The organism is Marinobacter profundi (assembly GCF_002744715.1).
Lineage (GTDB): Bacteria > Pseudomonadota > Gammaproteobacteria > Pseudomonadales > Oleiphilaceae > Marinobacter > Marinobacter profundi.
Genome location: NZ_KZ319378.1, coordinates 49986 through 70905 on the forward strand (window position 1 = coordinate 49986; position 20920 = coordinate 70905).

The 20920-nt window shown below is 53.0% G+C and carries 17 protein-coding genes; 10 read left to right on the forward strand and 7 right to left on the reverse strand.

Annotated features, from left to right (window positions below; genetic code table 11):
- Nucleotides 1–23 precede the first annotated feature (23 nt).
- Nucleotides 24–2606 (reverse strand): LuxR C-terminal-related transcriptional regulator, encoded by a 2583-nt coding sequence (locus tag CLH61_RS17195; RefSeq protein ID WP_226374336.1) that lies wholly within the window; start codon nt 2604–2606, stop codon nt 24–26.
- Nucleotides 2607–2864: 258 nt separating this feature from the next.
- Between CLH61_RS17195 and CLH61_RS17200 the strand changes: the two genes are divergently transcribed.
- From CLH61_RS17200 to CLH61_RS17225, 6 genes are all read left to right on the forward strand, one after another.
- Nucleotides 2865–4088, forward strand: a complete 1224-nt coding sequence (locus tag CLH61_RS17200) for an alkane 1-monooxygenase (protein ID WP_197463861.1) — start codon at nt 2865–2867, stop codon at nt 4086–4088.
- 137 nt (nt 4089–4225) lie between these two features.
- The gene (locus CLH61_RS18700; protein ID WP_014422297.1) at nt 4226–4744 is read left to right on the forward strand and encodes a rubredoxin; all 519 of its coding nucleotides are present in this window, start codon (nt 4226–4228) and stop codon (nt 4742–4744) included.
- 51 nt (nt 4745–4795) lie between these two features.
- Nucleotides 4796–6250: an aldehyde dehydrogenase family protein gene (locus CLH61_RS17210; RefSeq protein WP_014422296.1), complete on the forward strand. Its 1455-nt coding sequence runs from the start codon at nt 4796–4798 to the stop codon at nt 6248–6250.
- Between the two features lie 27 nt (nt 6251–6277).
- Entirely contained in the window at nt 6278–7876 is a 1599-nt protein-coding gene (locus tag CLH61_RS17215) for a GMC family oxidoreductase (RefSeq protein WP_014422295.1), read from the forward strand.
- Nucleotides 7877–7913: 37 nt separating this feature from the next.
- Entirely contained in the window at nt 7914–9599 is a 1686-nt protein-coding gene (locus CLH61_RS17220) for a long-chain fatty acid--CoA ligase (protein WP_227716479.1), read from the forward strand.
- Nucleotides 9600–9683: 84 nt separating this feature from the next.
- Nucleotides 9684–10355 carry an OmpW/AlkL family protein gene (locus tag CLH61_RS17225; protein WP_008170303.1) on the forward strand — a complete coding sequence of 224 codons (672 nt, stop codon included), beginning with the start codon at nt 9684–9686 and terminating at the stop codon, nt 10353–10355.
- Between the two features lie 897 nt (nt 10356–11252).
- Here CLH61_RS17225 and CLH61_RS17230 read toward each other — a convergent pair.
- The 5 genes from CLH61_RS17230 to CLH61_RS17250 all read right to left on the reverse strand — a co-directional run bounded on the left by CLH61_RS17230 (nt 11253) and on the right by CLH61_RS17250 (nt 17306).
- Nucleotides 11253–12278, reverse strand: coding sequence for an IS110 family RNA-guided transposase (locus tag CLH61_RS17230; RefSeq protein ID WP_008170306.1), 1026 nt, complete (start codon nt 12276–12278; stop codon nt 11253–11255).
- 286 nt (nt 12279–12564) lie between these two features.
- A complete protein-coding gene (locus tag CLH61_RS17235) occupies nt 12565–13815 on the reverse strand; it encodes an NAD(P)/FAD-dependent oxidoreductase (RefSeq protein WP_041654915.1) in 1251 nt (416 codons plus the stop codon).
- 88 nt (nt 13816–13903) lie between these two features.
- Nucleotides 13904–15541 carry a GMC family oxidoreductase gene (locus CLH61_RS17240; protein ID WP_225316732.1) on the reverse strand — a complete coding sequence of 546 codons (1638 nt, stop codon included), beginning with the start codon at nt 15539–15541 and terminating at the stop codon, nt 13904–13906.
- Nucleotides 15542–15558: 17 nt separating this feature from the next.
- Complete coding sequence (locus tag CLH61_RS17245; protein ID WP_041654913.1) at nt 15559–16971, reverse strand: cytochrome P450; 1413 nt, start codon at nt 16969–16971, stop codon at nt 15559–15561.
- A 14-nt stretch (nt 16972–16985) separates the two neighbouring features.
- Entirely contained in the window at nt 16986–17306 is a 321-nt protein-coding gene (locus CLH61_RS17250) for a 2Fe-2S iron-sulfur cluster-binding protein (RefSeq protein ID WP_008170311.1), read from the reverse strand.
- Between the two features lie 129 nt (nt 17307–17435).
- Here CLH61_RS17250 and CLH61_RS17255 point away from each other — a divergent pair, with 129 nt between their 5' ends.
- On the forward strand, nt 17436–18503 hold the full coding sequence (locus CLH61_RS17255) for a transcriptional regulator CypR (protein ID WP_014422290.1): 1068 nt from the start codon (nt 17436–17438) through the stop codon (nt 18501–18503).
- Between the two features lie 45 nt (nt 18504–18548).
- Here CLH61_RS17255 and CLH61_RS17260 read toward each other — a convergent pair whose 3' ends face one another.
- Entirely contained in the window at nt 18549–19163 is a 615-nt protein-coding gene (locus CLH61_RS17260; protein WP_014422289.1) for a TetR/AcrR family transcriptional regulator, read from the reverse strand.
- A gap of 258 nt (nt 19164–19421) precedes the next feature.
- On the opposite strand from CLH61_RS17260, the gene CLH61_RS17265 reads away from it, so the two are divergent.
- From CLH61_RS17265 to CLH61_RS18610, 3 genes are all read left to right on the forward strand, one after another.
- Nucleotides 19422–19907 (forward strand): PaaI family thioesterase, encoded by a 486-nt coding sequence (locus CLH61_RS17265; RefSeq protein ID WP_014422288.1) that lies wholly within the window; start codon nt 19422–19424, stop codon nt 19905–19907.
- Complete coding sequence (locus CLH61_RS17270) at nt 19904–20395, forward strand: PaaI family thioesterase (protein WP_014422287.1); 492 nt, start codon at nt 19904–19906, stop codon at nt 20393–20395. The genes CLH61_RS17265 and CLH61_RS17270 overlap by 4 nt, the downstream gene beginning before the upstream one ends.
- Nucleotides 20385–20871 (forward strand): alpha/beta hydrolase (locus CLH61_RS18610; RefSeq protein WP_228152686.1); only part of this gene is annotated, 487 nt, incomplete at its 3' end. The genes CLH61_RS17270 and CLH61_RS18610, both read left to right, overlap by 11 nt.
- Between the last annotated feature and the right edge of the window lie 49 nt (nt 20872–20920).

Sequence of the window (20920 nt, forward strand, 5' to 3'; positions counted from 1 at the left end):
ATTCCTCTTTTGTTTTTGTAGCACTATAAAAGTCCGCGCAGTCGAGCTTCAGTGACTGCCTGAACCCGGTTGGTTACTTTAAGTTCGCTGAAAATCTTCTTCATATGCCATTTGACGGTATCCTCCGTCACGAGAAGCCGTTCAGCGATCTCTCTGTTGGTCATTCCGTTGCTTACGCATTTCAACAGAGAAATCTGCTTTATCGTGATAGTTGAGTGGGCATTGCCGGGCACAGGTGGCACGCTGGAGTCTTCTATTCTGACATCGGGATCCTTCGTAGCTTTAGCTTCAGAGTCGTCTGGCAGATCGTTAAAAAGATCCTGAGCAAGGGGGCTAAGAGAAAGTAGCGCTTCTTTGATCCAGAGCCGTGTGAAGTGACAGTTCAAATGTTCCGAAAGTAGGTTTGCATCAAGAATCATGCGCTTCGCCGATTTTGATGAGCCGAGGGCAAACGCTGCCAGGGCCTGACAATAGTGGGCGGCGATCCTGGTTCTAGCGTCTGAAATTGCGCTGGCGCTTTGTAGTGCTTGTTTGGCATATTTTTCGGCGACACCAAACTGTTTCCCAAGCCGTAGTCTATACATTGAGGTTACCAGGGCCATACGTGCTTGAATGGCCTGGTTTTGATTTGGCAGGAACGTCAGCTCACATTCATCGGGGAGTATGGGTGGACCCAATTCCTCGTTGTTCAGGAGAGTAAACTCAGCTAACTGAACTTTAGTCAGGATATTTAGACGAGAGAGCTCTCGCTCGCAGGAGGCTAAGCGGGATTGTTCCAACAAGGCCATGGCTCTATCTCGGAACCCTTGGTGGTACAGAAAACGGCTGTAGGCCTGTGTACACCCCCACAGAATATCTGTAACGCCATAGTTCAAAGCGAAATCGAACGAAGCCTGTGCAGATTCCTGGGTAACCAGGTGATGGTTCTGTTCGTGCAGGATTTGTAACTCAAGGGTGCCAAACATTTTATTTAAAAAAGTTTTTGGCACCTGAATCTTTTCTGCTGTTTTATTCGCCTGGATCAACACACTCATTGCTCGGGCGATGTCACCCTTGAACAGTTCAGCCTGAATTTCTGCAGTTTTAAGCCAGATAAAAGCGTAATGTTGATTGGATGACTGGATGGCCACAGCCGCTCGATGGGACAATCGCTCCAACTCTTCAAAATGGCGTCCACTGGAGGCAATGAATGCCTGGCAAGTAAGTGCTGCGCCTTTGCCAACCATGTTACGGTCGCCAAAGGAGTCTATCCATTTTTGACAGAGAACCTGACTCTCCAGTAATTCATCCTGTGTAGCTTTGCCTATCGCATTAACCAATTCCCGCCATCCTTCCTCATCAAGATTGCCCACCCCCCTGGAGCTCGGATGAAGCGAACTAACCAGTATTTCCTCTGCTTGACGAGCTTGTTGGCTGAAATACAAAATCCACGCGTAACCTATGCTCAAGGCAGCGATTTTTTTTATCGTACGAGCCGGTACTTTTCCAAACCAGGTGCGAAGTACTTCGATTTCACCCTGCCTCAGAGCCACGTCCAGAATAATGCTGTCACTTACGACGCGAGCCCAACGATGGTCACTGGCTTCCAGAGCTGCATTGATTGAATGGAGGTACTCTCCCCTACGCCAATGCCAGAACGCGACCCGTTTCAGTACATACGAGCGACGTTCTCGTTGGGTGGTGTTAAATAAACTACGCAAATACTCTCGCAGCACAGGGTGCATATCCATACGATCACCAGAAGTTCCGGTGGGAGCTAAAAGAGCATAATGTTCGTTAAGAAACGTAATTTCCCGGTCGGCCTCTTCTGTCTTATAGACATAGCCATAGCATTCAGCGCTGATTACTTCGAGCATCGCTGCATTGCAAAGAAAGGTCCTCGTACTATCGGGTAATGCAGTTAAGAGGTTGTCCCTGAAATACGAGCGAGTTTCCGGCCAAGTCGCTGCGGGGAGATTTGGGTTTGGGGTTTGGCACATAAGCCTGACAAGTGCTGGCCATCCACCGGTGGCTTTTATGATGTTGCTGGCTTCGGGGCCACCCATACCCGATAATTCACTAACCTCCTCTTCTGTAAATACAAGTTCATCAGCACCATACGTTACAACACCCGTCATCATAGACAAACGCGCCAACGCCCCGACGCGACTCGGTGCAATGAAAAATTTCACATTGCTCGGTGTTTCACAGATTAAATCCTCAATCAAATCCGCGGTATGTTTAGCCTCGCCAATCCCATCAAGGCAAATTCTTATCGTCTTTTTTGCATTACACAGTGCGTTTCGAAGAGCTTCGATGGTGTCGATGTCACTTTTTATCGTGCGCCAAGATTCAACTCCTTCGATTTGATATAAAACTAACGCTGCAAACAAACTGTCATTAACGCCATATGAGTCAGGGAAAGATCGGGTATTGATGTAAACGACGCTCTCAAGTTCCAGTTCGCGAGTGTTTGCTGCAAAGGCCACTTGTACAGATTTTCCATAGCCTGGCGGGGCCCGATACAGAACTACCTTTGATTCAGGCGTAGCAGAAGCGCTCAGGCAATAGCGGTCTAAACACCCTTGAGTAATGAAACACTGACGAGCCCACATCCTTTCAGACATCCTCCGACACCAGTCTTCCAAGCTATGGCGGGTCATGACAATCCGATCTCCTGCTTCGTCTCCCCGAAACGCGAGGGCGCTATGGGGTGAAAGCATATTGATAGATGTCTAGTGCGAAAACTACCCCTTAGGGTAGTTGTTTGATATCCGGTTCTGGCCAAACCTGTTCATGCCTACAACTTGTCAGTTCACCTGAGGGACTCGGTGTTCGCACAATGTAGAAAAATGATCAAGCTGAAAAACAATAAGGTGATCCTAATGTCAATGTCAGAAAATGTCTTAACAACAGAGTCTCTTCAGAGAGACCCTGATGCCGAAGGTTATGTCGACAGAAAACGCCACCTCTGGGTCCTTTCTGTGCTGTGGCCAGCGACGCCTCTTATTGGCCTTTATTTGGTATCCCAGACTGGATGGAGCATTTGGTACGGATTGGTGTTGATCCTTTGGTATGGCGCAGTTCCCTTGATTGATGCCATGTTTGGAGAGGATTTTTCAAACCCCCCCGAGTCGGCTGTGCCTCGGCTTGAACAGGATCGTTACTATCGGGTACTGACCTACTTGACGGTTCCTATTCACTATGCCGCCTTGATTGTCAGTGCCTGGTGGGTATCCACGCAACCAATGAGTGTTTTCGAGTTTCTGGCATTGGCCCTTTCCCTGGGAATCGTGAATGGCCTGGCTCTGAACACAGGCCACGAACTTGGCCATAAAAAAGAAACGTTTGACCGTTGGATGGCGAAGCTTGTCCTCGCCGTGGTCGGATATGGTCATTTCTTCATTGAGCACAATAAGGGGCATCACCGTGATGTGGCTACGCCGATGGACCCGGCGACATCCCGCATGGGTGAGTCCATTTACTCATTCTCACTGCGTGAAATTCCCGGTGCTTTCAAGCGGGCATGGGATTTAGAGGAACAGCGCCTCAGTCGTTGTGGAAAAAGTGTCTGGAGCCTGGAGAACGAAGTTCTTCAGCCTATGATTTTGACCGCTGTGCTTTATGCGGGATTGCTGGCGTTTTTTGGTCCCTTAATGCTGATCTTTTTGCCCATTCAAATGGCCTTTGGCTGGTGGCAGCTGACCAGCGCCAACTACATTGAGCATTACGGATTGCTGCGCGAGAAGATGTCGGATGGACGTTATGAGCGTCAACAACCGCACCACTCATGGAACTCAAACCATATTATGTCGAACCTGATTCTGTTTCATTTGCAACGACATTCCGACCATCACGCCCATCCTACAAGGTCCTATCAATCGCTTCGCGATTTCAAAGACCTGCCTTCCTTACCTTCGGGATATCCCGGAATGTTCCTGGCCGCAATGTTTCCCTCATGGTTTCGTTCGATAATGGACCACCGGGTGCTGGATTGGGCTAAAGGAGATCTCGACAAGATTCAGATTCAACCCGGCAAGCGTGAATTCTATGAGCGTAAATTTGGTGGGACTGATTCTGAATCAGTCGATACCGCCGCGGCTAAATGATCGGCTAATCGGAACTTATATACCTCGTTTACTTTATTTACGTTGCAGAAAAAGAGCCTCTGACGTGCACCTGAAAGAGGGTGCGCGTCGGGCGCTACCAAAACAAAGACAATAATATCGTTTGAAAGGTGCTCTAAATGGCTAAATATCAATGCCCTGATTGTGGTTATGTATACGACGAAGTGGTTGGTGATCCGCACGAAGGCTTTCCTGCAGGAACGACATGGGAAAAAATTCCTGAAGACTGGTCCTGTCCAGACTGTGCCGTCAGGGATAAGGTTGACTTCGTTGCGCTTCAAGAAGCGAACCCGGAACTTTCGGTGTCCGCAACCAATACAGCGGTCCGCCCTGCCAGCCAAGCTAAGACCGAGGGAGCATCGCAGAAAGCAACGGACGCATCTACTCCTTCAGCTAAAAATAAAACAAAGCCCAAAGCGAAACCGAAGCCCACCTCTTCAAAATCGCCCAAAGACTCGACTCAAAAAGATACCTATCGGAAGTGGGTCTGCATCACTTGCGGCCATATCTACGATGAAGCTCTCGGAGATGAAGCCGAAGGCTTCCCTGCGGGCACTCGTTTTGAAGATATTCCAGACGATTGGTGCTGTCCGGACTGTGGTGCCACAAAAGAGGACTATGTCCTCTATGAAGACTAGTAATCCGATTGAAAATAACAACAGTCTCGTTCAGCAAGAGGTGATTTTATAATGCAGATTGCTAGTCTGGCGGAGGTTGGGGTGACCAATGTGTCAACCAGCGATACGATTGATTCAACGTTCGCGGCCCTACAGCGGGCACAACTTGCGCGTCGCGGAAGCTTTACCTTGGAGGCTCGAATAGCGCAGCTCGACCAGCTGCGGGATTCAATTAAACGCCACGAATCAAACATCATTGCGGCGTGCGCGGCGGACTTTCGAAAACCCGCTCCAGAAGTCAAATTAACTGAACTCCTGCCGGTGCTTCAGGAAATTCGACACACTAAAAAACACTTGCGTAAATGGATGCGTCCGAAGCGAGTGGCTGCATCCGTTGGTGTTCTGGGCACGAAATCTTATGTTCGGCCAGAACCAAAGGGAGTGTGCCTGATTATTGCACCGTGGAATTATCCGCTCAATCTTGCGCTCGGACCTCTCGTCTCAGCGTTAGCTGCAGGGAACGGAGCCATCATTAAACCCTCGGAAATGACACCCCATACCTCAAAGGTGATTGCCAACATTGTCGCCGAAACCTTCCCTCCCGATCTGGTTTCCGTGATTGAGGGTGATGCCGCGGTAGCGCAGAAACTGTTGGCCTTGCCCTTCGACCATATATTCTTCACGGGCAGTCCTGCGGTCGGCAAGCTGGTCATGGAGGCTGCCGCCAAGAATCTTTCCTCAGTGACACTGGAATTGGGGGGTAAGTCCCCGACCATTGTCGGTCCAGATGCCAACATAAAGAGGGCTGCAAGAAACATTGTCTGGGGTAAGTTTGCCAATAATGGACAGACCTGTATCGCCCCAGATCATGTTTTTGTGCACGTTAATATCGCAGATCAATTCAATGAAGCACTTAAAACGGAAATTGGGCGAGTCTATGGAAAAACACCAGAAGCCCAGAAATCGACCGCCGACTATTGCCGGATTGTAAATCGACGTCATTTCCAGCGAGTTTCAAACCTGATAGATGATGCCAAAAGCAAAGGTGCAAGAGTCTTTGAAGGCGGTGTTACAGATGCTGAAGAGAATTTTATTGCTCCGACGTTAATTTCAAATGTATCCAGTGACATGGATATTTCACGTGAGGAGTTATTCGGCCCGATCTTACCCGTTATTGAATTCGACGATATTGATCTGGTTATCAAGAAAATCAACGATAACCCTAAACCGCTTGCGCTTTACATATTCGACAAAAAAGAGTCTTTTGCCACGGATATTATCGAGCGAACGAGCTCCGGCGCTGTAGGAGTCAACCTTACAGTTGTGCATTTTCTACATCCGGGTCTGCCGTTTGGTGGAGTTAATAATTCCGGGATAGGGGCGGCACACGGTGAATACGGCTTCCGCGCTTTTTCGCATGAAAAGGCGTTGATGGAGGATAAACATTCTCTTATGCATCTTCTTTTCCCACCCTATACAGCCTGGGTCCGGCGTCTTATAGAGGCAGCTGTTCGAATTCTGGGCTGAGCATAATCAAATAATAAGAGAGTTATTATGTACGATTACATTATTGTCGGTGCGGGATCGGCGGGCTGTGTATTGGCCAATCGGCTTACGGCGGACTCTTCAAAGCGAGTAGTGTTGCTAGAAGCGGGCCCAAAGGATAAAAATCCACTCATACATATGCCTATAGGTATAGCACTCCTTTCCAATAGTAAAAAGCTGAATTGGGCTCTTGAAACCGAACCTCAAGAACATCTGAAGGAGCGCCGCCTGTTTTGGCCTCGTGGTAAAACGCTTGGCGGGTCCTCTTCTATCAACGCCATGGTCTATATCAGAGGTCACAAAGCCGATTATGACCACTGGGGTCAAGTTGCCGGGACCGACCTCTGGGGATGGGATCGCGCTTTAAAATTGTTTCGTCGACTGGAAGATAATAAACGTTTTGGCGCAGATTCTTACCATGGGGAGGGCGGTGAGCTCACCGTAAGTGAACTCAAATCAGTCAATCCGTTGAGTCGAGATTTTGTTCGAGCGGCACCTCATGTAGAGCTCCCGGTAAACACGGACTTTAATGGAGAGACGCAAGAGGGATTGGGACTCTACCAGGTGACACAAAAAAATGGTCGGCGTTGGAGTTCAGCGCAGGCATTTCTGCGTGTCGCGGAGAACCGGCCTAATCTTGATGTGCTAACGGACGCGCGGGTAACCCGGGTGGTAATGGACGGTAAGCGGGCAGTCGGTGTGACACTGAACCAGGGGGGCGAATATCGCCAGCTTAGACTCAATAACGGCGGTGAAATCATATTGTCTGGTGGTGCGGTTCATTCACCACAACTGCTGATGCTTTCGGGAATCGGTGATAGCCAAGAGCTTGGAAAACACGGGATCCCCCTTGTGCATCATCTTCCTGAGGTCGGCCAGAATCTGGTTGATCATTTGGATATTACGATCATGCACGCGGCGAACTCACGTTTGCCCATTGGCGTTGCTCCCAGTTTCCTGTTTCGGGGCGTGAGCGCATTATTCTCATATATCTTTGCGCGACGTGGATTTCTTACCAGTAATGTTGCCGAGTCCGGAGGCTTTGTTAAATCCGAGCGCTCGTGCGAACGGCCAAATGTGCAATTCCACTTTTTGCCAACTTACCTGAAGGATCATGGACGAAAAGTGATGGCCGGGTATGGGTACACCTTGCATATTTGCGATCTAATGCCCAGAAGCCGCGGTTTTATTGGCCTCAAAAGCCCTGACCCATTGGCCGACCCGTTGATTCAACCCAATTATCTCAGTAACCCCGAAGACATCAAAACAATGATCTCGGCCGTTAAATTTGGACGACGGATACTCGGGGCACCAACAATGGCTTTACATAGTGAACGAGAAATTAAGCCCGGAAACTTGGTGTCTTCGGACGGTCAGATTGCGGACTTTATCCGGGAAAATGCAGAGACTATTTACCACCCCGTTGGCACTTGTCGTATGGGCGCGGATCCGGATTCAGTCGTTGATCCGGAATTGAAAGTCAGAGGGATTGAAGGGCTAAGAGTTGTCGATGCCTCGATAATGCCCAGTTTGGTTGCCGGTAACACCAACGCACCCACCATGATGATTGCCGAAAATGCAGCCGACATCCTCTTGGGAAATGTTTAGGTTCAAACCCGGATTATGCCTTCTACATTGGACCTTAATGACGCCAGATACTCGCGTCAACCAACTACAAAAACGACAGGAGATAAACGTGCTTGGCCAAATGATGAACATGGAGCTCACCGTGAATTCCTTGATCGACCATGCTGCTCGCTACCATGGAGACGCTGAGATTGTGTCGATAGGAACGGATGGAAATCCCAGTCGATCTGACTGGGCAACTGTTTCGGAGCGGTCGCGACAACTTGCGTCAGCGCTTCGAACGGCAGGCTATGTCCAGGGGGATCGGTGCGCGACCATTTGTTGGAATAACGTGGGGCACCTGGAATGTTATCTTGGCATCTCTGGTGGCGGGATGGTGTGTCACACTATTAACCCGCGACTGTTTCCAGAACAACTCGTTTACGTTATCAACAATGCTCAAGACAAAGTCATATTCTTTGACAAAACGTTCCTTCCCATTGTTTCAAATATCCGAGACCGACTGGAGACGGTTGAGGAATTTGTATTGATGTCCGAACCGGACGAAGAAATTGCAGCGCAATTTCCAGGATTGTTGTTTTATGAAGAGTTTCTCCAGCGAGGAACGCCTAACGCGAATTGGCCTGAAATCGCCGAAAACCAGGCTTCAAGCCTCTGCTATACATCGGGCACCACTGGAAATCCCAAAGGGGTGCTCTATTCACACCGCTCCACCGTTCTGCACGCGCTGGTAGCTGCTCAACCCGACGCACTGAATTTATCGGCACGGGATGTGGTGATGCCGGTTGTTCCTATGTTTCACGTAAATGCGTGGGGGGTACCCTACATTACGGCGATGGTTGGAGCCAAACTGGTGTTGCCTGGTCCTGGCCTGGATGGGCAAAGTTTGGTCAAGCTGATCGATTCAGAAAGCGTAACGATTGCGCTGGGTGTGCCTACGATTTGGCAGGGACTTCTCTCGGCTTTGGACGAGCTTGGCTCCTCGGCACAGTCGCTTAAACGGACGGTGATAGGGGGTAGCGCTTGTCCGCCCTCAATGATGTCGGAGTTTCGTGGTAAGTATGGCGTAGAAGTTGTCCATGCATGGGGAATGACAGAAACATCACCGATCGGAACCGTCAATGCACTGCTGTCGAAACACAATACTCTTTCGGAGGAAGGAAGAAACAAAATCCGTGAAAGCCAGGGACGGCCTCCCTACGGGGTGCAGCTCAAAATTGTGGGTGAAGACGGCCATCAACTGCCCGAAGATGGCATTGCTCAGGGAAATCTCCGCATCCGTGGTCATTGGGTGGTAGCCGATTACTTCGGTGTTGAACCAAATCAGACTCTTGAGGAAGACGGTTGGTTCGAGACAGGTGATGTTGCTTCGATCAATGATGATGGATTTATGACAATACGTGACCGCTCAAAAGATATTATTAAATCTGGTGGTGAATGGATATCTACAGTCGAATTGGAGGGAATCGCAATGGGCCATTCTGCCATCAATGAAGCTGCCGTAGTGGCGGCCTCCCATGATAAATGGGACGAACGACCGATCCTGTTGGCAGTAAAAATACCCGACGCAAATATTACTGAGGAGGAACTTCTTGCTCATTATCAAGGGAAAGTCGCCAAGTGGCAGATCCCGGATCGCGCGATCTTTGTGGAAGGATTGCCACGCAATGCCACTGGGAAAGTATTAAAAAACAAGCTGCGTTCTGAGTATGGGGAAGTATTAGTCAATAAACCGGCAAGCTAGCTTCAATGAGTGGCATTTGTGTTACGAAAAATTGCAGTTTTACCTAAAGCCAATTTGTTTTAATACCAAAAAGGATAATAAAAAATGAAACCTAAAATAATTAGTAAAGTCTCGTTAGTGGCGTTCCTTTTACTTTCACTTGCTGCGAGCCTGGCCAACGCTCAATCTGAGCCGGTTTACAGTAGAGGCGACTGGGTGGTTGGGCTGAATGCCACTAGAGTTCTAACCGATGAAGATTTGCGATCAGCCTCTGCGGGGAGTGCCCCCGTTCCAAATTCCAACCTGTCTATTAACAACGATACGACCGTATCATTCGACGTGTCGTATTTTCTGAGTAATCAGCTGGCATTTAACATTTTTGGCGGCATTCCCGCTAGTGCGGACCTCCAGGGCGAAGAGTCTCTCTCCGGTCTTTTTCTTGGTCAAACAGATTATGGTCCGGTAATTCTTTCGCTTCAGTATCATGTTTTGACGGGTAGCAACTTCTCTCCGTACTTTGGAGCGGGTGTAGGACGGATTCTCTTTTTAGATGAGAAGGATCGCGCACTAACCGACTTCGACGTCGAAGATACATGGGCCCCTGCGGTTCAGGCTGGTTTTCGCTGGAGGATACACAATAACTGGTCGGCAAATTTTGACGTTAGATATGCACCCTTCGAGGCGGATATCACCGGTAACCTGGGCCCGGCCCCTGTTCAGGCAAAAGTGGAAGTGGACCCCACTATCGTGAGCATCGGTGTTGCATATCGCTTTTAAATGCCAAGTATACCAACCGTCTGCATTTGCTGGTCGCTTTCAGCAACCTGCTGATTGATAAAAACCTGCAGCGTAAGACCAATGCGCCCCTTTTCCGCCAAGATTGCGGAAAAGGGGCAAAAACCAGCGGTTATTCAGATCTTCCTTAGGTATATAGCCCCAGCCTTATGCATCATTTAAAGGTCTCGTATCGTTTAGTCGAGTAGTATATAGCCATCAGGACCGGCACGTCCTTACTATAGAAAACCTTTTCAGTAGTCCCGCAAGTTTCATTTAATCGAGCAAGTGTCTTAACATTAATACCGCTCGTAACTATCGGTTCTTGATGTCCACCATCAATAAGCCGGAATCTTACTGTGTTTGATTTACACACCGCTTGAAGCTTGCAGTCTGAAAAGCCCTGTCTTGGCTGCCACCACCCATCCGCATGAAAAAGCATATGCTCAGATGAACCAAAACAAGAGGTCGACACCGAATGGGCGATGTTGCTTATGAAGGATTGAGTGATCGGAACCTCTACCCATAATGGCCGATAGAGACTTCGCTTTTTCTTTGTGGGTAAAATCAAGTTCATATTTTCGTCGGTAATTGCAAGGTGAGGTTATTAGTGGGACATATAGAGAATTATTTCACCTACATGGACTCCCCCTGCGGTCAAGCAACGCCATTTGAATCCGAAGCGGTTTGAGACTGCGGCTCTACATTCGGCCTCTTTGTGGGCGTTTTTGCCCGGGCCAGGATGATGATGCGTGTGAGCGGGGACCTTATTCGTTAGTCGGCTTCGCTGAGCCGCAGAAATAAACAGGTTCTCCCACTCTCGGTCTGACCGTTCCGTCATCGCTTGCCGTTGCAAGACTCTTCTGGCAGGCTTGTTCTGCCTGTCGTTGGTGCTCGGTTTTAGCCCTCCACAGGCTGTGTCTTAAACTCGGTTTGATTCATGAGTAGTGCCCATATAATCCGGGCGTTCTTGGCCGCCATCGCAACGGCGGCCCGCTTGTATCCACGTCGTTCCACCAGGTCTTTGGCCCAGTCACTGAGTCGATCATTCTTATCCGGTAATTTTGCAATCACTGCCCGGGTGCCATGGATCAGCAGCGTTCGCAGGTATTTGTCCCCGCGCTTGGTGATTCGGCCAAGTCGCACCTTGCCACCGGTCGAGTATTGTCGGGGCACCAGACCCAACCATGCGGCAAAGTGTCGCCCACTTTTGAACTGTCTGGGGTCAGGCGCACTGGCCAGCAGGGCTGTTGCGGTCTGTGGTCCGATACCCGGTATGGCCATAAGGCGCTTGGCCTGCTCATCGCTCCGGGCCATCGCTTCGACCTCCCGATCGTAAGCCAGGATTTCTTCATCGAGCTGTCGAATGCGTTGGTTGATGTTGTTGATTAAGCGGCGAGCGAGCATGGGTAAGTCGTTTTCGGCATCCTCCAGGATTTCGGGAACCCGGCGCCGTGCGGCGTAACGGCCCTGGGGAATGATCAGTCCGAACTCGGCCAGCAGCCCACGAATCTGATTGATCTGCGCGGTGCGTTCTTTGGTCAGTCCACGGCGAATACGATGCAGGCACAGTACGGCTTGCTGGTCTTCGGTCTTGATTGGAACAAACCGCATATTCGGCCGACCTACTGCCTCACAGATGGCCTCGGCATCGTTGTCGTCGTTCTTGCTGCTCTTGCGATAGGGCGCGACAAACCGGGGTGCAATGATTCGGACATCGTGGCCGAGTTTGGTCATTTCCCGAGCCCAATGGTGGGCACCCGAGCAGGCTTCCATGCCAATCAGGCAGGGTGGGAGCTGAGCGATATAAGGCAACAGCTTGGGCCGGTTCAGTCGTTTGCGAACCACGACCTTGCCGTGTTGATCGGTGCCATGAATACTGAACACAGTTTTCGCCAGATCGATGCCAATGGTTGTAACATTCATGATGACTCCTCCTGCTTTTGATTGAAGATGTCAGACACCTTCAATGTGGCACATCGATGCCGTGGGAGCAGGGGGAGTCCATATCATTCGCTATGGTGCTCTCGGTTTACCAGAGCAACAGTAATGTGTCTGGCTACGGGAAATTCCGCCGGTTGTGGCTCACGCATCCTTTGCGCTCACTGAAAGCTGTCGGTCGTAGGATATGATATCCATAGGCCGTATGAGTTGTGCATTGCTTTCGCAATTTTGGGCAAACTAAGGGCACAGCTCTACTCGGTCGTCAATTTCAATTTATGGACTGACCGCTCACCAAGGACTTCAGTTCAATATCCGGATCCTTCAACATTTCAGGATTGACCTGCCTGCGTTGTTGAACGAGGGTCTTGCCGACCATAAAAGCGATGGGCAGGTTGACCGCATCAACAGCAATGACACAGCCATCGCGGAGATAGAACACCGCAAATCCCTTGTCTTCCGGGCTTCCGCGCAGCACACGCTGATCATGATATTGCGACAACCCCACCATCTGCAGACGCACGTCATACTGGTTCGACCAGAACCATGGAGCGCTATTATAGGGTTTCTTCTCGCCCATCAGGGTTGCCGCCACTGTCCGGGCCTGATCAACCGCGTTGGCGACAGATTCAAGGCGCTGCATCTTCTCGAAGAAAAGATTCCGGTGGCGGGTACAGTCGCCGATCGCCAGGATGGCTGGATCTTCTGTGCGGGTAAACTCGTCAACAATAATGCCGTCATCACAGGGCAGGCCGGCGGCCTCAGCCAGCGCGGTTTCCGGCACAACACCCACTGAAACGAGCACGATGTCGGCCGGTACAGTGCCGCCGCTCGCCAATGTCACGCCAGCCACATGCCCCTGATCGCTAGCTTCGAAACCGGTTACCGCCGTGTTCAGGCGTAGATCCACGCCAGCGTTACTGTGTTTGGTGTAAAAAAACTCCGACATTTCCGGGCCTGTTACACGCTGCATAAGACGCTCGGCCGCTTCCAGTACCGTGACATCAACGCTTTTTTTGGTAGCGCTGGCTGCCACTTCAAGGCCAATGTAACCACCACCCACGATGACCAAGCGTTTCCCCGGAACCAGTTGTTCACGCAGGGCATCCGAGTCAGCTATGTCATGTAGGTAATGAATGCCCTTCAAGTCAGCCCCGGGTGCGTTCAGGCGTCGAACGTGTGACCCCGTGGCCAGGACCAGTCGATCGTATTTCAATGTGCTCTGGTCCGACAAACTGATGGTCTTGTTGTCCCGATCAATTTGTTCGGCACGTACACCGAGCCGCAACTGATGGCCGGCGTTCTCGTACACCGAGCGCGGCTTGAGGTACAGCGACTCCTGATCCACCTCGCCTGCCAGGTAGTTCTTGGACAGGGGCGGCCGCTGATAGGGTGGATGTGGCTCTTCGCCCACCAGGACCACCTCATGTTGATATTTCTTTTGCAGCAAGGTTGTCAGGAGCGCACCTGCTGCGTGCCCGCCGCCAACGATGACTGTCGTCTCTTTCTGTTGGTTTGCCATAGCCTGTCTCTTTCTACTGTTCTTTGGAATCAGATTGATCAGAAGTCCAGATGCCAACTGAGCCCTGTGACGCCCGCGCGCGCGGAGCTCAGCCGACCATCTCCCCGGCATCCTCAAGTATCATCGCGGCACCTTTCTCGCCGATCATGGTTGCCGGCTGATTGGTGTTTCCGCCGACCAGCGTCGGCATGATGGAGGCATCGACCACCCGCAGGCATTGCAGGCCATGCACGCGCAGGCGCGGATCGACCACCGCCATCGGATCAACACCCATCTTGCAGGTGCCAACCGGGTGGTACGCTGATTCACCGCTGCGCCGTACCCATGCGGCGAGATCGTCGTCATTCTGCAGCGCCGGCCCGGGCAAGACCTCAACCTCGTGGTGCGGGGCAAACGCCGCCTGCGCCAGGATCTTGCGCACCAGGTGGACACCGCGCACCAGTCGCTCGACATCGGCGGACTCGGCCATGTAGTTGGGGTCGATCAGCGGCGCGGCAAACGGGTCGGCACTGTGCAGACCGACGCGCCCGCGCGACGACGGCCTAAGCCCGTAGATCATCACCGCGTAGCCATAACCGCTCATCGCGGTCTTCAGGTCTCGCCCGTGATCGTCGTACAGCATTGGCGCGAAGTGCAGCTGCAGGTCGGGTACCGGCTCCTCGGGCCGGGAGCGGATGAACCCGCCGGCCTCGGCGCCGTTGCTCGACAGCACGCCCCGCCGACCGCTCAGATACGTCAAAGCGCCCCACAGCCCCTTGAGCCAGTAGCTCGGATGCATCGAGATGCTTTGGCGGCTGCGGGCGCTGACGCGCACGAACACGTCGATATGATCCTGGAGATTCTGCCCGACGCCCTCCAACGCATGGCGCAGTTCTATGCCATGCCGGGACAGCTCCTCCCGCGGACCGATCCCGGACAGCATCAGCAGTTGCGGCGAGTTGAACGCGCCGCCGCAGAGCACAACTTCGCGCCCGGCACGAACCTGCGTCAGCCCCTTTGTATCGCGGTATTCGACACCGGTGGCGCGGGTGTCTTCGAGTAGCACCCGGGTGACATACGCGCCGCTGCAAACCGTCAGGTTGGAACGCGCCGTGGCGGGTTCGAGATAGGCCCGCGCGTTGCTACAGCGTGTGCCGTCTTTCTGGTAGGCGTAGTAGAAGCCCACGCCCTCCTGCTCACTGCCGTTGAAATCTGTATTGAGCCGGTACTTTGCCTGGGTCGCCGCCTCGACAAACGCCGTGCTCAGCGGATTGGTATAGCGGCGCTCGGCAACGTTCAGCGGACCACCCTGACCATGAAATTCTGCCTCATTCGGCGTAAGTTTGGGCTCGAAATGTTCCGATCGGCGGAAGTAGGGCAACACCTCGGCGTATGACCACCCTTTGCACCCCAGCCGTGCCCACTCGTCGTAGTCCCGGGCATGCCCGCGAATATAGACCTGCGCGTTCATGCCGCTGGAACCGCCAAGCATCTTGCCCCGCGGCTGAAAAAGCGCCCGGTCGTGCATGTGACGCTGCGGTTCGGTATTGAACTGCCAGTTGTAGCGGCGGCTGAACATTAGCTGCAGGAAACCCAGCGGCATGTTCACGAAAGGGTTGCGGCGGCTCTCCGGACCGGCTTCAAGCAGCAGCACAGAATGGCGACCGCTCTCCGACAGGCGGCTGGCGACAGCACATCCGGCCGAGCCCGCGCCAACCACGACATAGTCAAATTGTTCGGTCGTCATCCTGGTTAGCCTGTTCATTAACTTTTTGGTGTCAGCTGGACCATCAGCTCCGAATAGCCCCGCACGAAGTTGGACTGCACGCGCTCCGGCTCGCCGACGACTTCGATCTTGTCAAAGCGTTTGAGAATCTCTTCCCATAGGATACGCAGTTGCAATTCGGCCAGGCGGTTGCCCATGCAACGGTGAACACCGTAGCCAAATGACATATGGTTTCGTGCGTCCTTGCGATCGATAATGAAGTGATCGGGGTCTTCGAACTTGCGCTCGTCACGGTTGCCCGAGGCGTACCACATCACAACGCGATCGCCCTTTTTGATGGTCTGGCCGCCCAGCTCAACATCTTGCTTGGCGACTCGGCGCATATAGGCCAGCGGCGTTTGCCAGCGGATGATTTCCGACACCATGTTCGGAATCAGTTCCGGTTTTGCCTTCAGTTTTTCGAGCTCCTTTGGGAATTCGTTCATGGCCACCAGGCCACCACTCATTGAGTTGCGAGTGGTATCATTGCCGCCAACGATAAGCAGCGTCAGATTGCCGATAAACTCCATCGGGCGATTGATCAGATCTTTGGTGTCGTCGTTGCTCTGTAGCAGGCTGATCAAATCGAAACCGGGCTCTTCGCCCGCCGCGCGGCGCGCTTCCTTATCCCTCCAGAGCCTGGAGAAGGACCAGGCCATGTCAGCCGCGTCGTCAAACATGATCTCTTCATCGGCATACTCGCCGCCGGTTGCCGATGCTGCCCCGGCCATCCGATCCGACCACTCAACCAGCTTGTGACGTTCCTCGTAAGGAAAATCCAGAAGGGTTGCGAGCATGCGACCGGTGAGTTCCTTCGATACAGTGGGCACCCAGTTGAAGGGCTGGCCCAGAGGCAGGCTGTCAAGCACATCGCCGGTACGCGATCGGATCAGCTCCTCCATTTCCTTCAGGTTCTTTGGTGCCACCACGCCTTGAACCGAGCTGCGCTGCACATCGTGTTTTGGCGGATCCATGGCTATGAACATTTCCACCGACAGCCCCTCTGGAGGGTCACCCAGAATGATTTGCGGCTCGGCGGAAAACAGGTCGTGACTCTTATCCACGAACATGATGTCTTCAAAGCGAGTCACCGACCAGAAGGGGCCGAAGGGGCTGTTCTTCTGGTAATGGACCGGAGCCTCATCACGCAACCGTTTGAAATAGGCGCGCCACTGATCCTGCCGATATAAAAACGGATTGCTGACATCGATGTCCTCAAGGGCCAGCGTGTTAACGTCCGGGATGGCTGATTCAACAAATTCGGGCACGGGCCGGCGTGGGCCGAAGGCCTTCTTCTTGGCGCCCATTAACAGTTTCAGCCCCTGGATCTGCCTGTGCATCGGCACCACCCTGGAGGTAGCATTAATCACTCGGGACTGAATGTCGTCAAATGTTTTGGACAGTGTTGGCATGCGTCCTCCTATGTTCACATCTGGAACTCGGGTAAATGCACGGTCATGCCGTCCATTTCATCAGTAATGACCACCTGGCAGCCCAGGCGCGAAGTGCTTGCCCGCTCCGGGGTCATTGACAGCATTTGCTCTTCCTCACCACCAGGCGTACCTGTCTTTCTGAACCAATCGTCCGAGACGATCACGTGGCAGGTACCACAGGCACACTCTCCCCCACAATCCCCGTCAATACCGGGAATCAGATTGTCAACGGCGATTTGCATTACCGAGGAACCAGCTTTGAATTCAGCAACATGTTCAGTTTGATCATGTTCTATAAAAGTAATCTTGCCCATTATTGTTCTCCTGCCAGTAGTGTTCAGTAATAGATATTGTCTGTCTGACGACACTCCTGTCAGGTCATTTCTTGACAAGCTGAGGTCATTTAAAGACAAAATGACGATCATTTAGGACGGGGAAGATCGATGATGACGACGCAGAAGACGGGTGATTTGCAAAAATCCGGTCCCGGTATTCCATCGAATTACTCACGGCTCATTGCACGTGAGCTCGATTTAACAGCCAAACAACTGCCACGTCTGCTGCTCGGCACCGGGCTTGGTGTGACGCAATTCCTGAGCGAGGAAAGCCTGCTTACCGCAGCGCAGCAGGTGCGGATTCTGCGCAACGCACTGGATTTGTCCGGCCAGCCGGAATTAGGGTTATGGCTAGGCAAGCGACTGACCCCGGCAACCCATGGTGCGATGGGATTCGTGGCCTACAGCAGCCCCGACTTTCTCACTGCGCTGCAAGCGATTCATACTTTTCTGCCCACGCGCGCGAGCTTCATCCAACTGCATTTGCGGCAAGTCAACGAGCGCCTGGAATGTATTCTGGACTACCAGGAGTCGCTGGACGATGACATACAGCGGTGCCTGTCGGATGCGATGGTTAAGGCCCTTTTTGAATTTGGCGAGTTTATAATTGGTCGCCCTTTGCATGAGGCTGAAATATGCTTCGCTCATCCTGAACCCCCGTATCAGGCAATGTATGCCGATTTTTTGCCCGGGCAGATTCGCTTTGATTGCGACCAGTTAAAACTTACGTTGCCGATGTCGTTGTGTCAGGAACCGAATGCCTCCGCCAATCACGAAAACTATCGTCTGGCCTTGCAACAGTGTGAATCGATGCTTGCGCAACTTCAGTCGGATAAACCGAGCTATCAGACCCAGCTGAAGATGATGATGTTGTCCCGACCGCCCGGAACGCTCAGTGAAGACGAAGCAGCAGCCTCGTTGTTCATGAGCAAACGCACCCTGGCACGCAAACTCAAACAGGAACGCAGCGGTTTTCGGAAAGTTCGCGACGAGATTCTGTCCCAGCAGACAGCGACCTACTTGCGTGACAGCCAGCTGTCAATCGAGGCCATTGCCGCGTTGATGAACTATCACGACAGTGCCAATTTCAGACGCGCCTTCAAGCGCTGGTTTGACCAGTCGCCTGAGCAGTTCAGGCAAAATGTCAGATCACAAACCGTGCATCCGCATGATTAGCGATCATAAACAGAGGCTACTTGCTTGCGTTTGTGAAGCCAGAACCTATGCCTGCCCCCCTTTATTGATCACACCGTCCATAGCGATCTGCCAGATCAAGTCGCCAATGGTGTCGAGTGAATGAGCCCCGTTCGGGTCGAACCAGGTTGCAACCCAGTTGAGCGCCCCAAGGCCGATCAGGCGAAGCAGGCGGCCATCAATATTCTTGCGGACCACGCCCTGCGCAATCATTGTTTCGAGGATACCGGCCCACAGGGACTCGTACTGGTCACGCAGTTCGATGATTTCCTCGCGAGCCTCCGGGCCCAGCGCCCGCCATTCAAACAGCAGCACGTAAACCGCGTCCGAATCGACCAACAGGGCTCGCAGATGCGCGTTGATACAAAGACGTAAACGCTCAACCGGGTCATCCGAACTGGCGTAAGCCGACTCGACCTCTGCGGTAACCAGGTCCACCCCCCGGCGCATCAGCTCGACAAGCAGCGCTTCCTTGCTGTTGTAACGATAATACAGACTTCCGGGCAGCATATTGCAGGCCTCGGCAATCTCCTTGAGCGACGTCCTTTCAAAGCCTTTCTCACGAAAAAGCCTGGCTGCGTTAGACAAAACGTCGCCCTGGTCGCCCAGTTTGCTTGGAGGAGCCATCTGTCTGTTAACCATCGCTTAAGTATCTCCTCAGCAAGCCAGTTCGTTATTCATCAGAGCGGCCACCACCTGACTTGTTACACTGATCGTACGCCATTGCACGGGTGGCGTGCCATTTGCCTCAACAGATTCTTGACTTTTGGTTGGTTAACCAACCAAAATCCAGCAACAATGTTATTCGGAAGAAACTGACATGGCAATGACATATGACAATCAGCTGTTTCCCGCCACTTCCGCCCCTGTGCGAAATGCAAACCGGGGTGGGCAGATCTGATGACGGAGTCGAACAGAGCTCAGCACAGTGACGCTGTGACGACGGCGTGGCAGTTCACCGAACAGGTTCCCCACGGCAGGGATCTGGGTATGCAGGTTGTCTCTGTGAACGGAAACCAGGTCTGCATGCGCCTGACCCCACAGCCGTGGATGTTCGCCGAAGAGGATACAAAAGAAATCTGCACCAGCGTGCTCTACTCGCTGGCCGACTCCGCCGGAGGCTTGGCGGTATTCGCGGGGGCCCTGGAGTTGATGCCCATTGCCACGCTGGATCTGCGCATGGATTATCTGCGGCCCGCCATCGGCGACCGTGCCCTCTTGGCGGTGGCCACCTGTCGTCATTTAACGGACGAGGTCGCGTTCATCCATTGCGACATCCTCAGCGAGAGCGATAGTGCACTGTTAGCGACGGCAAACGCCACCTTCATGCGCAACACCCAGGGCCAGCGATTCCAGGCCGGTGGACGAAAAAAGGAGGGCGCATGAGCACGACTGGCGATTCGGCACAACCCATCTCAGGCCCTACCGAAAGCGGGAAAGAATGTTCCGACTGGCAGGCTCTGCTGGAGCGCATTCCCTACGCACGGCACCTTGGGCTTGAGGTTCAACGCGACGATGTAGGTCTAGTGGTTCATATGCCGTGTCGTGAAGCGCTCATTGGCAACTTTATGCTACCCGCCCTCCATGGCGGCGTGCTTGGCGCCCTGATCGAACTCACCGCGCGGGTCGCTGCGCAAAGCCAGGATACCGACAAACGTTGCCCACGCATTCTCGACAGCCACATTAACTACCTCCGTTCCGCGCAGGCCCGATCGACGTTCGCCAGCGCCGAAATTGTTCGACAAGGCAGGCGGAGCAGCCTGGTCCGGGTGACCTGCTGGCAGGGCGATAAGCGCAAACCGATCGCCAGCGGTCAGGTTCAGTTGTTGCTCCCGACAGTGGCGGCCAAAGAAGCAGATCTTCATGAACAATAAGCACAACAACCCTGAACGCGACCAATTCCAGGCGCCGGATGGCGCGGAGATCGCACTGTGGCGCTGGCCGCAATCCAAAGCGCGCCCCACGGTGCACTGGGCGCATGCAACGGGTTTCCATGGCCGCCTGTACCGCCCCCTCCTTGATGGGCTTGCCACGGACGTCAATGTCCTGGCCTGGGACATGCGGGGGCACGGGGCCAGCGCCGGTGCGGCGAACTTTTCGACATTCCGGGGCTGGGAAACCTACTATCGCGACATGACCGCTCTGCTGGGTAGCCTGGACGAGCCGGTCTGGCTCGCCGGCCATTCTATCGGTGCCACCACCAGCATCATGGCCGCTGCCCGACGGCCAGACAAAGTGCTGGGCCTGATTCTGGCGGAACCGGTGATCATGGATCCGGGGCAGGGCCTGAAGTTGTGGCTGGCCAAGCTGCTACGCCAGTCACATCGGTTGTCACTGGCCGCCGGAGCCGNTCATATAGGTCCAGCACCACAGCGGCTGGCCAAGCTGCTACGCCAGTC

What these genes read in the sequence shown, in the direction of transcription:
- CLH61_RS17195 (WP_226374336.1), bottom strand. Translation starts at nt 2,606, where the DNA reads ATGTCTGAAAGGATGTGGGCTCGTCAGTGTTTCATTACTCAAGGGTGT.
- CLH61_RS17200 (WP_197463861.1), top strand. Translation starts at nt 2,865, where the DNA reads ATGTCAATGTCAGAAAATGTCTTAACAACAGAGTCTCTTCAGAGAGAC.
- CLH61_RS18700 (WP_014422297.1), top strand. Translation starts at nt 4,226, where the DNA reads ATGGCTAAATATCAATGCCCTGATTGTGGTTATGTATACGACGAAGTG.
- CLH61_RS17210 (WP_014422296.1), top strand. Translation starts at nt 4,796, where the DNA reads ATGCAGATTGCTAGTCTGGCGGAGGTTGGGGTGACCAATGTGTCAACC.
- CLH61_RS17215 (WP_014422295.1), top strand. Translation starts at nt 6,278, where the DNA reads ATGTACGATTACATTATTGTCGGTGCGGGATCGGCGGGCTGTGTATTG.
- CLH61_RS17220 (WP_227716479.1), top strand. Translation starts at nt 7,914, where the DNA reads ATGACGCCAGATACTCGCGTCAACCAACTACAAAAACGACAGGAGATA.
- CLH61_RS17225 (WP_008170303.1), top strand. Translation starts at nt 9,684, where the DNA reads ATGAAACCTAAAATAATTAGTAAAGTCTCGTTAGTGGCGTTCCTTTTA.
- CLH61_RS17230 (WP_008170306.1), bottom strand. Translation starts at nt 12,278, where the DNA reads ATGAATGTTACAACCATTGGCATCGATCTGGCGAAAACTGTGTTCAGT.
- CLH61_RS17235 (WP_041654915.1), bottom strand. Translation starts at nt 13,815, where the DNA reads ATGGCAAACCAACAGAAAGAGACGACAGTCATCGTTGGCGGCGGGCAC.
- CLH61_RS17240 (WP_225316732.1), bottom strand. Translation starts at nt 15,541, where the DNA reads ATGACGACCGAACAATTTGACTATGTCGTGGTTGGCGCGGGCTCGGCC.
- CLH61_RS17245 (WP_041654913.1), bottom strand. Translation starts at nt 16,971, where the DNA reads ATGCCAACACTGTCCAAAACATTTGACGACATTCAGTCCCGAGTGATT.
- CLH61_RS17250 (WP_008170311.1), bottom strand. Translation starts at nt 17,306, where the DNA reads ATGGGCAAGATTACTTTTATAGAACATGATCAAACTGAACATGTTGCT.
- CLH61_RS17255 (WP_014422290.1), top strand. Translation starts at nt 17,436, where the DNA reads ATGATGACGACGCAGAAGACGGGTGATTTGCAAAAATCCGGTCCCGGT.
- CLH61_RS17260 (WP_014422289.1), bottom strand. Translation starts at nt 19,163, where the DNA reads ATGGTTAACAGACAGATGGCTCCTCCAAGCAAACTGGGCGACCAGGGC.
- CLH61_RS17265 (WP_014422288.1), top strand. Translation starts at nt 19,422, where the DNA reads ATGACGGAGTCGAACAGAGCTCAGCACAGTGACGCTGTGACGACGGCG.
- CLH61_RS17270 (WP_014422287.1), top strand. Translation starts at nt 19,904, where the DNA reads ATGAGCACGACTGGCGATTCGGCACAACCCATCTCAGGCCCTACCGAA.